The organism is Bdellovibrio sp. HCB288 (assembly GCF_047305935.1).
GTDB lineage: Bacteria > Bdellovibrionota > Bdellovibrionia > Bdellovibrionales > Bdellovibrionaceae > Bdellovibrio.
In genome coordinates, this window is the sequence record NZ_CP178619.1 from 756,108 (window position 1) to 769,465 (window position 13,358).

At 46.3% G+C, this 13,358-nt stretch carries 10 protein-coding genes; 6 read left to right on the top strand and 4 right to left on the bottom strand.

Annotated elements, in window-relative coordinates; all coding sequences use genetic code 11:
• The first annotated feature begins 99 nt into the window (after positions 1 to 99).
• The 5 genes from gcvP (at position 100) to ACLVWR_RS03575 (ending at position 6,323) form a co-directional block, all read left to right on the top strand.
• Positions 100 to 2,970, top strand: a complete 2,871-nt coding sequence (gene gcvP, locus ACLVWR_RS03555) for an aminomethyl-transferring glycine dehydrogenase (RefSeq protein WP_413582546.1) — start codon at positions 100 to 102, stop codon at positions 2,968 to 2,970.
• Complete coding sequence (locus tag ACLVWR_RS03560; RefSeq protein ID WP_413582547.1) at positions 2,971 to 3,942, top strand: glycosyltransferase family 9 protein; 972 nt, start codon at positions 2,971 to 2,973, stop codon at positions 3,940 to 3,942. It abuts the gene before it with no gap.
• Positions 3,943 to 3,954: 12 nt separating this feature from the next.
• Positions 3,955 to 4,971, top strand: a complete 1,017-nt coding sequence (locus ACLVWR_RS03565; RefSeq protein ID WP_413582548.1) for a small ribosomal subunit Rsm22 family protein — start codon at positions 3,955 to 3,957, stop codon at positions 4,969 to 4,971.
• Between the two features lie 121 nt (positions 4,972 to 5,092).
• Positions 5,093 to 5,875: a phosphatase domain-containing protein gene (locus ACLVWR_RS03570; protein WP_413582549.1), complete on the top strand. Its 783-nt coding sequence runs from the start codon at positions 5,093 to 5,095 to the stop codon at positions 5,873 to 5,875.
• 13 nt (positions 5,876 to 5,888) lie between these two features.
• Positions 5,889 to 6,323 (top strand): helicase, encoded by a 435-nt coding sequence (locus ACLVWR_RS03575; protein WP_413582550.1) that lies wholly within the window; start codon positions 5,889 to 5,891, stop codon positions 6,321 to 6,323.
• Here the strand turns inward: ACLVWR_RS03575 and ACLVWR_RS03580 are convergent.
• Together ACLVWR_RS03580 and ACLVWR_RS03585 are read right to left on the bottom strand one after the other, a co-directional pair.
• Positions 6,320 to 7,612: a PepSY-associated TM helix domain-containing protein gene (locus ACLVWR_RS03580; RefSeq protein WP_413582551.1), complete on the bottom strand. Its 1,293-nt coding sequence runs from the start codon at positions 7,610 to 7,612 to the stop codon at positions 6,320 to 6,322. The two genes, ACLVWR_RS03575 and ACLVWR_RS03580, sit on opposite strands and share 4 nt — an antisense overlap.
• Positions 7,613 to 7,641: 29 nt before the next feature.
• A complete protein-coding gene (locus ACLVWR_RS03585; RefSeq protein WP_413582552.1) occupies positions 7,642 to 9,723 on the bottom strand; it encodes a TonB-dependent receptor in 2,082 nt (693 codons plus the stop codon).
• Between the two features lie 207 nt (positions 9,724 to 9,930).
• Here ACLVWR_RS03585 and ACLVWR_RS03590 point away from each other — a divergent pair, with 207 nt between their 5' ends.
• A complete protein-coding gene (locus ACLVWR_RS03590; protein WP_413582553.1) occupies positions 9,931 to 11,370 on the top strand; it encodes a DUF1254 domain-containing protein in 1,440 nt (479 codons plus the stop codon).
• An 18-nt stretch (positions 11,371 to 11,388) separates the two neighbouring features.
• On the opposite strand, the gene ACLVWR_RS03595 is transcribed toward ACLVWR_RS03590, so the two are convergent.
• Both ACLVWR_RS03595 and ACLVWR_RS03600 read right to left on the bottom strand, forming a co-directional pair.
• Positions 11,389 to 12,030 (bottom strand): hypothetical protein, encoded by a 642-nt coding sequence (locus tag ACLVWR_RS03595; protein ID WP_413582554.1) that lies wholly within the window; start codon positions 12,028 to 12,030, stop codon positions 11,389 to 11,391.
• A 442-nt stretch (positions 12,031 to 12,472) separates the two neighbouring features.
• On the bottom strand, positions 12,473 to 13,210 hold the full coding sequence (locus tag ACLVWR_RS03600; protein WP_413582555.1) for a hypothetical protein: 738 nt from the start codon (positions 13,208 to 13,210) through the stop codon (positions 12,473 to 12,475).
• Positions 13,211 to 13,358: the final 148 nt, after the last annotated feature.

The following is a 13,358-nucleotide window of genomic DNA, read 5'->3' on the forward strand; positions in this document are numbered from 1 at the left end:
CGGCATATTGCCTTGCATTAGCGCCCTTGCTCTGTCGCGAGCCAACACTTTAACCCTAAGAGCGGCTGTGCTAGGCTCTTTTGCGTTATTGAGGTGTTTATGAAAATCGACGATTTGTCTCCTAGAAATGAGTTTATTCCACGCCATATCGGCCCAAGCGATGCTGACATCCAAGAGATGTTGAAAGAGCTTGGATTTGCTTCATTGGATGAACTTGCCAACAAAATCATTCCTTCCCAAATTCGCACTGAACATAAATTCGAAGGTGTCGGTCCCGGCATTTCTGAATTCGGTTTGCTGAATCATTTGAAGTCGATGGTTTCAAAAAACAAAGTGATGAAGTCCTACATCGGCATGGGTTTCCATGACACGATCACACCGACAATCATTCAAAGAAACATTTTTGAAAATCCGGTTTGGTACACAGCCTACACGCCTTACCAGGCAGAGATTGCACAAGGTCGTTTGGAAGCACTGTTGAATTTCCAAACTATGGTTGCAGATCTTACTGGCATGCAGATTTCCAACTCTTCCCTTTTGGATGAGGGAACCGCAGCGGCTGAAGCGATGTTCATGGCCCACGCACTTTGCAAAACCAAAGCGAATGCATTTGTCGTTTCCGACAAAATGCATCCGCACGTGATTGAAGTCCTGGGCACTCGCGCTGAGCCATTGGGCTTGGAGATGATCGTCACAAATCCTGCAACATACGATTTTGCCAAACCGGCATTCGGTGTGTTCTTCCAATATCCTGACACTGAAGGTGCTGTAGAGAACTACGCAGACCTTGCAAAAAAATATAAAGACCAAGGCGCACACGTTGTGGCGTCCGTGGATCTTCTGGCAATGACTCTTTTGACTCCTCCGGGCGAGTGGGGTGCTGACATCGTTGTCGGTAACTCTCAACGTTTCGGTGTACCATTGGGTTACGGTGGCCCTCACGCGGCATTCCTGGCAACCAAAGATACTTACAAGCGCATGATGCCAGGCCGTCTTGTGGGTGTGTCTGTGGACTCCCAAGGCAAACAAGCTTTGCGTCTGGCTTTGCAAACTCGTGAACAACATATCCGTCGTGAAAAAGCGACTTCCAATATCTGTACGGCTCAGGTTCTATTGGCGAACATGGCCTCCATGTACGCTGTTTACCACGGGCCACAAGGTTTGAAGAAAATCGCGATGCGCGTGAATCGTCTGACCGCGATTATGGCTGACGGTTTGTCCAAACTTGGTTACAACGTATCCAAGAATGCGTTCTTCGATACTGTGACTGTTACTTCGGACAATGCCGCAAGCATTTTGGCACACGCTGAAGAGCTGGGCATGAACTTCAGAAAAATCAACGACAAGACTTTGGGCATCGCACTGAATGAGACTGTCACATTGACGGACGTTGAAACAGTTTGGATGGCTTTCAATGGCGGCAACAAAGCGGCTTTCGATTGCCAGACTATCGATGCGACTTTGAAGCTGGAAATCCCAGCAGACTTGTCACGTAAATCCGCATTCATGACTAACCCGGTATTCAACTCTCACCATAGTGAGACTGAGCTTCTTCGTTACATCCACCACTTGCAAAACAAAGACATCACTTTGACCCATTCAATGATTCCATTGGGTTCTTGCACGATGAAATTGAATGCGACGACGGAGCTGGTTCCAGTTTCATGGCCAGAGATCAGCAAACTTCACCCGTTTGCTCCGGTTTCTCAAACTTCTGGTTTGATTGAAATGATCAAAGATCTTGAAAACAAACTTTGCGATATCACGGGCTTTGCCGCTGTCAGCTTGCAACCAAATGCGGGTTCTCAAGGCGAGTACGCGGGTCTATTGGTCATTCGTAAATACCACCAATCCCGTGGTCAAGGTCACAGAAACATCTGCTTGATCCCGTCATCTGCGCACGGAACAAACCCTGCATCCGCAGCTTTGGCTGGCATGCAAGTGGTTGTTGTGAACTGCGACGATTTGGGTAACGTTGAAATCTCTGACTTGAAGGCTAAAGCGGAACAACACAAAGACAACTTGTCTGCGCTGATGATCACTTACCCATCCACTCACGGTGTTTACGAAGAAGGTATCAAAGAAATCTGCGATATCGTTCACGCAAACGGCGGCCAAGTGTATATGGACGGCGCTAACATGAACGCCTTGGTTGGTATGTGCCGCCCAGGTACTTTCGGTGCTGACGTTTCTCACATGAACCTACACAAAACATTCGCGATCCCTCACGGTGGTGGCGGTCCTGGTGTGGGGCCAATCGGTGTAGGCGCTCACTTGAAAGAGTTTTTGCCGAAGCACTCGGTGATTCCAGAAGCAGGTCCTGCAAATGGTATCACTTCAACGACGTCAGCTCCTTGGGGCTCGGCTTCAATCCTTCCGATCTCCTGGGCGTACATCACTATGATGGGTGCTGAAGGTCTTCGTAAGGCGACGTTGGTTTCAATCTTGTCGGCAAACTACATTGCTAAGAAATTGGAAAAGGCCTACCCGGTTCTTTACAAAGGCAAAAGCGGTTATGTGGCCCATGAATGTATTATCGACGTTCGCGATATCAAAACAGCTTCTGGTATTGACGTAACTGACGTTGCAAAACGCCTGATCGACTATGGATTCCATGCTCCGACAATGTCCTTCCCTGTGGCCGGCACATTGATGATCGAGCCGACAGAGTCTGAACCGAAACAAGAAGTGGATCGTTTCATCGATGCCATGCTTTCTATCCGCAAAGAAATCACTGCGGTGGAAACTGGCAAAATGGACAAGGAAAACAACGCTCTTAAGAATTCTCCGCACACAGCGCAGATGATGATGAAGCCTGAATGGAATCATCCGTACTCTCGTGAAGAAGCGGTTTATCCGGTAGAGTGGCTTCGCACGAACAAGTTCTGGCCTGTGGTCGGCCGCGTGGATAACGCTTACGGTGACCGCAACCTGATCTGCTCTTGCCCATCCATCGAAGAATACCGATAGATGAAAAAGGTACTTCTGATCCGTCTTGATAAAATCGGCGACCTGATCTCCACAATGTGTGTGGATCAGGCCGAATTCATGGCGGATAAAGAAGTGAAATGGGTCATCGCCAAAGGCTTGGGATTTGTTCCCGACAACGCTGATCCCAAACGTTCCTATATCGAGCTTTCCAAAGATGATTGGAAAGCTTCACTGCACACCCTTCGTGCCTTCATTCGCGAATTCAAACCAGACCTAGCTGTCAGCTTTCAAGCCCCGTGGTGGGTCGCGTTTGCTTTATGGGCTGAAGGCGTGAAAGTTCGCGCCGGCGTTCAATCGCAATGGCATAGCTTTTTGTTTTTAAATAAGGGCCTGCGCCAACGTCGCAGTCAGGCAGTTCATCACGAAGCTGATTACAATATGGATCTGCTTCGCTTTGCTTTGGATGAAAAGTCAAAAGAGCCTGCGCCTGTTTTAAAACTGGTTGCCGCCAAAAATCCAGAGCTTCTGGATAAACATTCTTTGTCCGAGAAAAATTATGTTGTAGTCCACCCTGGCATGGCGGGCTCCGCCCTGAACTGGCCGACGGATCGCTATATTTCGTTGATTGAACAGATCACTCCGTTCACCAAGGTCGCTCTTACAGGCACTCCTGCTGACGAACCTTTTTTGACCGCCATCAAAGCACGCTTTAAGAATGATCCTCAGGTCATCAACCTGCAAAATCAGCTGAAGCCGGCAGAACTATTCACCGTTCTACATAATGCCAAGGCCGTTATCGTTCCAAGTACAGGAGTGGCCCATATGGCAGCATCCCTGGGCGCTCCAGTTCTGGGACTGTACTCACCCATCCGCGTGCAACACCCTCGTCGTTGGGCCGCCCGCGGAGAGAATGTAAAAATTTTCGTCTCAAAGAACGAAAATCCCCCATTTGACCATGCGATGGAAGAAATCCAGGTCGATGATTTGCTAAAAGCCCTGAATACTCTGTAGAATCCCCTATCCATGCAAAGACATTTCTCTGTACCTGCCAATTTTGAAACGGCCATTGCCAGTGCATTAGCCGATTACAAGCTCACCTTGAATAATTCAAAGGAGCTGTCCAAGTGCGTTTTGGCGCTATCTGATTTCTTTATTAATGAACCTGAAGGACAGACTCCGTGGCAAGAGTCTTGGGCGCAGGTGGCATATCTTTGTTACTATCTTCCCCTGAATGCGGCTCGTTTGCGAGCTGTGATCATTGAGGGTGAAAAACGTGGTTTCTTTGCAGGCCTTGAAGAGGTCTACGACTTTGGCGCCGGGCTGGCGACAGCTTCATTAAGTCTGTCTGAAACACAGAATCTTAAATACACTCTGATCGAGCGAGCTTCTGAACCACAACGTTTGATTGAAAAACACTTTCCATTCTTTAAGTCCGAAGAATGGATCCGCACGATTAATGCTGCAAAGATCAAGAACCCGAAAAAATCGCTGGCTTTGTTTTCATATTCATTAACTGAGCTTTCCGACCTTCCAGATTGGGCATGCAATTGCGAAGCCCTGATGATTGCCGAACCTTCGACCCAGCAGGATGGTCGCAAACTTATGCAACTTCGCGCGAAGTTAATGGAGAAAGGCTTTCACGTGTGGGCTCCCTGCACACACGAAGGACCTTGCCCATTGTTGACCCAGTCAAAAACAGACTGGTGTCATGATCGAATTCACTTCGATGCTCCAAAGTGGTTTTTATCCATGGAAGAACAGCTGCCAATGAAGAATCGCACACTCACCACAAGCTACCTGCTGATGCGAAAAACAAAACCTTCCGTAATTCATGCCGCCCGCGTTGTGGGTGATACTTTGAAGGAAAAAGGCAAAGACCGTCAGATGATCTGTCGGGGATCTGACCGTGAGTTTTTGGCGTGGATGCACAAGTTGAAGATCCAACAGGAAATTCCACGGGGGGCCTTGATTGAAGTTCCCGACGATCTCCAAAAAGTCTCTAACGAACTCCGTGTGCAGCGGGAACTTTCAGTTCTCTAGGCGGCATACCATTTGCTTTTAAGTCCCTCAGTTGAAGAATGAGCAATTGAAGCCCGGCTCCTAATCTCCGAAAGGTGTTATTTGCAGGGTTGTCCAATTGTTAGTCACTGTTGGAGACGATATGAACAAAATGCTTCTTGCCGCCCTGTTGATGATAGGTTCGATTTCCGAGGCGAAAACTCTGGTTATTTCTGATATCGACGACACAATCAAGGTCTCCAATATCCTTTCAAAAGCCAGATCCTCGGGATCAGCATTTGACGATGACAGTCGTTTTGTTGGAATGGCGGAAATATATCAGGCATTGAGCAACCAAATCCCTAATATCGAATTTCATTATGTCAGTCTGGCACCAAAGCTTTTGATGCAAGAGCAGCATTCCGACTTTTTAGAAGAAAATGGATTCCCAATCACCAAACTGCATATGAATAACGGCATTAAGCAGGATCCTGAATTAAAGCAGAAGGTTATTCGCGCACTATTGAAATATGAGCACCCGGATTTGGTAATTTACTTTGGGGACAACGGCCAATTCGACGCTATCGTCTATAATCAAATGACTCAGGAGTTTCCTGAAATCCCATCCATCACTTATATTCGCGAAGCTTACTCCCGCTTGGGCCAAGCACAATATCCAACAATGACAGGTCAAATCGGATTCGTTACCAGCGTTGAAGTTGTTTTGGATCTGATCTCCAGACAGATTCTTCCGCTAAGCAATTACAAAGAAATTCAAAACATCGTCTACGACCGCCTGAAAAAGGATGATGGTGATGAGAACTTTGGCCCGATGGTATTCCCAAAATGGCAGGATTGCCGTGATTTTAGATGGCAATGGAACGTTGCAAATCCAACGAAAAAGCTTCTTACAATTATGAATGCCATCGAAAAACGTTGCCAGTAGAATGGAGACCTAAATGAGATCCTTCATTGCTTTATTAATCTTGATCAATCTGGGTTTTGCCAGCCACTCTGTAGCCAATGAGCTTCATGACTTCACCAGCGATGGTTGCAGCAGAAGCCCGGATGGCATTTGGACGGACGATGCTGAGGCATTTTTGGATTGTTGTATAAAACACGACGTCGCCTATTGGCGCGGCGGCACATCCGAAGAAAGACTTCACGCCGATGAAGACCTGAAAGTCTGTATTCAAAAAAAGGGATACCCGAAGGTCGCCGAGGCTTATTACTATGCGGTTCGCATGGGGGGACACCCTATGTTTCACACAAGCTACCGCTGGGGTTATGGGTGGCAAACTGATCGCGGCTATGCACCCTTGTCTTTTGCTGACTGGGAACTGGTCATTCAAAAAATTATCAAGGCTAAAACAGAGGGAATCGTCATCAACTAGTGAGCGCGGACCTTTGATAAAATAAAGTCTATTGCGATCACTGCTACAAGCGACACACCGACCAGTGGAAACAATGCGCTCATCGACACAAAGATTCCTATGAACCAAACAGGATTTTTACTGTCTGGTGCTGGCGGAGCTGCGAATTTGCCGGATGGCCGGCGCTTCCACCACATCATCACACCGCTGACACAAATCAGAATCAGTGCAAGGCATGTCAAGAACGCTATAAGCTGGTTCACCCATCCAAACAACTCCCCTTGATGCAGAGAAATCCCAAATTCCACGGCCTTGGCAAAACCACCATGCTCAGAAAAAGGCACCGCCTGTACGACTTGACCGCTATATTGGTCGACATAAAGAGTGACTGATCTTCTAGGATCACCACCAAACTGGGAAATGGTGAACACACCTTCAAGTTCTTTGGGATAGGCAACTTTGATGCTGCCTTCGAGATCACGACCCTGAAGTGTCTTTAAAACCTCATCCATACTGATTTGCTCCGACTGCATCACCACAGAATTCGGCATAGGGACCGTTTCGGAGGCCCAAGGTACCATCTGTACGCTGGCATTGTTCAGCACTGCGCTTGGTACATTCGAAGTGGCCGTTGCCTGCGGAAAGTGATTCCAGACCTTGGCGTATTTTTCACCCCAGAATCCCGTCCACGGAAGCCCCGTCACCAAGAGCAACAAGATAAAAACGAAACTGTAGATTGCAACGACAGCGTGAAGATCCCGCCAGAAAATGCGCTTGCCGGCATTTAATCGCACCCACCAGACACCAGCAAACTTCCTTCCACGTGGCCACCATAGGTACAAACCAGAGATAAGCAAAATGATGGACCAACATGCAACAAGTTCCACCAGTCGGTCTCCCCAGGGACCAATCAACAGATCCCCGTGAATTTTCTTGGTGATACTCTGATAGTGATCCTGATCGTTCATCGATCCCAGGAGTTCTCCCGTATAAGGATTCAAATAAGCTGTTCGATTGATTCCGGCATCACTAAGTCCAACCGCCACACTTTGATCTGCTCTTGTGGGCGGGAAATATGAGCTCACTTGCGAAGTTGGAAATTCCTTGCGAACTACACTGACAATGTTCGCAGCAGGCAAGACTTTATCCTGGGGACTGACGGTTAATAACTTGGGGTAAACAACAGGATCCAGTTGTGGTTTAAATAGGTAAATACTTCCCGTTATTGCAAGGACGATCATGAATGGAATGACAAAGATGCCCGCGTAAAAATGCCAACGCCAGATACGTGCATATAAATCTTTTTTCATCGCCACTCCCCATCCGGCAAACAATCAGCTTACAGCGCGTATCCCAAACCAATATATGCCGTGAAAGGCATGGCTGGCTTATAAACCAAGGAGCCATAGTTCGCAACGTCGATCGGGTATTTGGTATTCATCAAATTCATAACTCGAGCATTAAAGCTTAAGTCCTTGGTATATTGGTACTCACCTCTCCAATTGAATACATCGTGACCCGCCTGCAAATGTTGATTTGCATCTTCCACCCAATAAGAACCAGTGCGATTCCATTCCAGGGAAGTTTCAAAGCCACGCAATGCTGTTGGACGATACGTCAAAACCACATCGTAGATTTCACTTGGGGCCTTAGCTTCCTTATGACCACTGTAGTCTGTTCCTCCAGATTTATAATCGATGAAGCGGCTTTCATTGTAATTCGCAGCGACTTGCAGCTTAAGTTCCTCACTCGCTTTCCATGCGGCACCCAACTCAACACCCGTCGAACGGGATTTACCCGCATTTTCATAAGTAGAAACCGTAGAACCGTACGTTCTAACCACACGGTCATGGATATCGATATTGTAGACCGAAAGCTCCAGACCTACGGTACCGTTATCGGATTTATAACCAAGCTCTGATGTGTATGACTTTTCACCGCTCAAATTTGGTGATGCCTGACCATCCGTCAAGTTATACAAAGTTTGTGCATTCGGAATCTTGTAACCCATACCCACGTTAAAGAACATCGCCTGATTTTTGGAAATCAAGTAGTTCACTCCCGTTTTCGGACTGATACCGTCAAACTTGTCCGTGCGATCACCTACGCGTAAGTAAGCCCCACACAATCCGTTGGTGTTGTTTGGTGAATCACAATCGCCATTTGAGGTGTTGTTTTTGTAGTCGTAGTTCGAGAAATCGGCACGCAATCCCAAATCCCAGCGCCATTGTTCGGTGATACTCCAGGTATGAGCAATGAACGGAGAAATATTCAAATAGTTAACATCATAATCATAGTGGGTACCACGGGGACTTTCAGACGGAGGAAAGCCACCCGTGTAAGTTGGCAACTCCTGAACCTCTTTATATTTGTACTTTGTCGTTTCCAAAGCCAGGCCAACTTTGGTTTCTGAATCAGTCCAGATATGACTATAAATGAAGTTTGCGCCAAATGTAGAATCATTCGCCGTGATAGTTGGCAACGTATCAGCATACCAATAAGCTTTGTAATCACTGTCCGTGTGACGCAGATACGGAGTCACAATCACTTCGTTTTTCGCGTCGATGGATTTACGCCATTCAGAGGTCAAACGAATATATGAACTGTCTGAGTTGGTATCGTCCGTCGCGGTGATACCAGAGTTTGTAGGATCATTTTGATAAGTGTTATAATCAAGGTATCCCGCACCCTGACCTTCATTCTTATTCGCGACAATCGTCGTCGTCACTTTGCTGGTATCAGAAATTTTCACGCGGTGTTTTAGAATAGTTTCACCGCGATCCATTCTTTGCATATCTCTCCACCCGTCATCATGAGTGTAGTTACCGACTGCATAGTATTCCTGGGTGTCGGTCACTTTACCAGTGCCAGTCAAGAGCACTTTGCCAAAGCCACGCTGACCACCTTCAAGAGCCAGCGACTTACGATCTGCAAATTCTGGAGTTTTCAAGTCGATAACTGCTGAAATCGCATCAGCCCCATACAGCACGCTGGTCGCACCACGAAGAATCTCCATGCCGCCTGTAGCAGTTGAAATCGGAAGATTTGCTGCCGTTGCGTGATTGATACTGACTGCAGAAGACATTGGAATTTGATCGATTGTCGCCAGGTAATAGGGAGCATTGAAGTTCGCCGGCATACGGATACCCAAAGCCGGAACCAAAGGATCCACCTCGCGAATAACCACCCCTGGAACCTTTTGCAGCGTGTCCCCAAGAAATCGGTTGTGATCTTTTTCGATTTCCTCTGCCGAGATCACGTCAACACGCACTGGCGTATCAAGATAGGTCTCACTGTCAGATGTCGTACTTACCACGACTGCTGGCAAAAGTGTTGCTGTTGGTTCAGCTTCTTGTGCAAAAGCCGTTGATGTCACGTTTGTCGCAATCACCACGGATGCAATATATGGTTTAAGTTTCATGGTTCTTCCTCATTACCAACGAAGTTTAAATAGAGGAATGCGTCTCAACAAACCTATTGTGATCAGTGCAGCAACATGATGCGTCCCCTGCCCCCTGAAGCCCATGCCAAAGTCCAGCTACGACCTTGCTAAAAACCTGATTGTTCGAATACCACAAAGTTCGCAATCTGATACAGAGACCAAATTCAATGTTCAAGGAGGAACTCAATGACGACCCGATGGAAATTAGGTTTGCTGTTGGCTTGTGCAAGTTTACTGATTAATTGCGCAAGCTCTAAAAACGTCAGCAAAACAAGTCCCAAAGATATTCAAAAAATGACGGAGCAGGCGTACATCTATGCGTATCCGCTGGTACTAATGGGAATTTCAAGAGACGTCATGACAGCTACTCCTCGGGCCTCTCAAAGCCGAGCTCCCCTGAATCAAATTTCCAATAAACGCAGCTTCCCAGATGCCAATTTTACTGATGTTGTATCTCCAAATGCAGACACTCTCTATAGCTCTGCATGGCTGGATCTTTCTGAGGAGCCAATGGTGCTCAGCATACCTGACGCTGGCAAGCGGTACTATATGATGCCGCTGTTAAGTGCCTGGACAGATGTCTTTGCATCTCCAGGAAGTCGAACCACCGGATACAAAAAGGGCAACTATGCAATCACTGGTCCCAATTGGACAGGCACTTTGCCGGCGAACGTTGTGCAAATCAAATCTCCAACCAATTCAGTTTGGATGATTGGAAGAACCAAAGCGTCCAAATCGGATTTTGCAACTGCTCACAAATTTCAGGATGGCCTAAGGATCACACCCCTTAACGAATTCGGAAAAAACATATCCCCCCCCGACTCCGTCCCATTTGATATAAATGCAGACACGCGCACTCCGCCCGTGGATCAGATCGAAAGAATGGATGCGCAAACCTTTTTTGCATATTTTGCGAATGAATTAAAGACCAATCCGCCCACTTCCGGCGACGCAAAAATGATTCAGGAAATGGCCAGCTTGGGAATCACTCCCGGCAATGTATCCAATCTTGATAAAATGACGTCCGAACAAAAAAGTGCTTTCAACAAAGGATTCATATCCGGACAAGACAAGCTCACCGAGTCCGCAAAAAATCAAAGCAACATGGATATCTCAAATGGTTGGGGAACTCCCACAACCATTGGCACCTACGGCGACGACTATCTGTCCCGCGCAGTCATTGCAAAAAAGGGATTGGGAGCAAACCTAAAGCAAGATGCCATCTATCCTTGGGCTTTGACGGATTCCTCTGGCGCCCCCTTGAATGGCAGCAACAAATATGTCATCCGCTTTACAAAGGGCAATCTGCCTCCGGTTGACGGCTTCTGGTCACTAACAATGTATAACTCCCAACAATTCTTCGTTAAAAATCCAATCAATCGTTTTGCAATCGGAGATCGCGACAAGCTTCGTTTCAACAAAGACGGTTCGCTGGATATCTATATTCAAGCTAGCAATCCCGGGAAGTCCAAAGAGTCCAACTGGCTTCCAGCACCTGCGAATGAAGACTTTAATATGATTATGAGACTGTACTGGCCAAAACAAGCCGTGCTGGATGGAACCTGGAAAATTCCAGGCATTGAGAAAGTTCAAAGCGTTCAAAATCTATCTGAAAACCAAAACTAAAAGAACAACCGAACTGGCCTAATTCACCAGGCCAGTTCCGTTCTTAATTTGACGAAGTTTGAATTCCATTTTTGGAAAAACCACTCCCCCGCCAAAACCGATTTTCAATGCCACATGCAAAAGGTCATTCGCTCTGTTTTTAGCTGGCATCCAGGAGCCTTCAGCACCAAAGAATGCATCCGCCACCAATCCCACGCCTCGTCCATAAACCGCACCATGCAGTTCATCGACATTCACTCCGCTGGGAATAAATGTAAACATCCATTTGTAAGCGACTTCAAACTTAATCCCTCCATTATGAAAGTCACACAAAAACAGCTCAGGAATTTTAACAACTTCTTGAGTTGCGGGATCAATCAGGTTCGCATCAAAATACCAGACATCATGATCCAAAAGCATCGCTCCGTTCATGCCGGCGGCATACAAGTATCCTTTGATTGGAATTCTTTGTTCAGGACGAAGATTATACTGAAGAGTCAGCGTGTTGATCAGTGCTTCAATTTGCTGGTCATCCAATGAGGTGCTTTTCTTGATCGACCGGATCAGGCTTTCTTTGGTAATCCCCTCATCTCGTTCAAAGCTTTGCGCAAATACCTGGCAAATTAAAAGCTGAAATCCAAATACCAAAACAATCAGCCACATAGATCGTTGATTACGCATGATCGAGCCCCTTTTATGAGCGCTCACACTGTGAGCAAGCATTGTATAGTTCAATGTACTTTCAGCTGAAATTTTAAACAAACTCGACCATCAAATCACGTAAAAACCAAGCTTAATTCACCACTATGTCACTCGAACAGCAAAGTTAAATAACAAAGCAAGGAGGATTCGTGAGAACTAACAAGGTAAAGTTGCGCATGGAATTGCGGCAGCTTTGATCGAAACATTGGCTATGACATTGACCGCTTGTAGTTATGGAGGCAGCAGCACTTCAAAAACGGTGACGGTGAAGTTGAACGCATTTAACGCTGAATTTAATGGGCTGGATACACTGTGACCTATCGAAAGAGGGCTATCCTGGAAAGCACTTTGTAATTGCCCTCAAATAAAAAAAGCCGACTTTTTAGGTCGGCTTTTGAAAATCTTTCAAGCTTGTTTCGATTTAGTTTTCTTGAGAGTACTGAACTTGATCCACTTCAAATTTAACATCAGCATCAGCGGTAACTTTCAGTTTCATACGAGCTGTTACAGTTACCAACGGATCATCAATGCTTTTCGGTACAGCTGATTCCCAAGCGATTTGGAAAACTTGATTGCTTTGTAGATCGTAGCCTTCATCTTTCATACTGAAGTAAAGAGCACCTTTATCAAACTGCTCGACTTGCGCTGGAGTCAATGCGGCTTTAGCAACAGAAAGCATACGCTCTTCAAGATTATTGATTCTGTTAACTACAACCGGCTGAAGAGTGCTCTTATTAATAACGAAAACCGACGACAGAGAAGTATTCCATCTAAAAGATTCGAAAACCGCCACCAGCTCGAATGAGTCATTGGCATAGTACGTACCCAGATTTTGAGTTTTCACACTGTAGTGGTTTGTTCTCATTCCACCCAAGCTGATCGCCACAAACTCATCTGGATCTGTGTGGATAGTCGCAAGAATTTGATTAGTTTGCACATCGACCAAATAGTTGCGCATTGATGACATTTGCTCCCAAAGCTCGCTGACTTCGTTTTCGTCTTTTTCAACTTCTTCAAAATCGATCAATTTGCCTGGAATGCCCCAACCGATGGCGTAACCACCGTCTGCTGAGTATCCGTTGATGCGGAATTCACGAGCCGCAGAGAAAGCATTTAAAGAACCCAATGTCATCGCCAGGAACAAGAACAAATTTTTCATAACCACTCCGGTTTAAAAGTTTAGATACGTTGAAACAGGACGGAATATGCCGCAATGCGATGATTCTGAATAGTATAATGATTCGAAGCTATATATCTAATTTTTAGATATCACAGCGGCGGCAGATTTTGGGCATAAAAAAAGCCGA

Coding starts and splice junctions, on each gene's coding strand:
- ACLVWR_RS03565 (WP_413582548.1), top strand. CDS start 3,955: ATGCAAAGACATTTCTCTGTACCTGCCAATTTTGAAACGGCCATTGCC.
- ACLVWR_RS03595 (WP_413582554.1), bottom strand. CDS start 12,030: ATGCGTAATCAACGATCTATGTGGCTGATTGTTTTGGTATTTGGATTT.
- ACLVWR_RS03570 (WP_413582549.1), top strand. CDS start 5,093: ATGAACAAAATGCTTCTTGCCGCCCTGTTGATGATAGGTTCGATTTCC.
- ACLVWR_RS03600 (WP_413582555.1), bottom strand. CDS start 13,210: ATGAAAAATTTGTTCTTGTTCCTGGCGATGACATTGGGTTCTTTAAAT.
- ACLVWR_RS03575 (WP_413582550.1), top strand. CDS start 5,889: ATGAGATCCTTCATTGCTTTATTAATCTTGATCAATCTGGGTTTTGCC.
- ACLVWR_RS03560 (WP_413582547.1), top strand. CDS start 2,971: ATGAAAAAGGTACTTCTGATCCGTCTTGATAAAATCGGCGACCTGATC.
- ACLVWR_RS03590 (WP_413582553.1), top strand. CDS start 9,931: ATGACGACCCGATGGAAATTAGGTTTGCTGTTGGCTTGTGCAAGTTTA.
- ACLVWR_RS03585 (WP_413582552.1), bottom strand. CDS start 9,723: ATGAAACTTAAACCATATATTGCATCCGTGGTGATTGCGACAAACGTG.
- ACLVWR_RS03580 (WP_413582551.1), bottom strand. CDS start 7,612: ATGAAAAAAGATTTATATGCACGTATCTGGCGTTGGCATTTTTACGCG.
- gcvP (WP_413582546.1), top strand. CDS start 100: ATGAAAATCGACGATTTGTCTCCTAGAAATGAGTTTATTCCACGCCAT.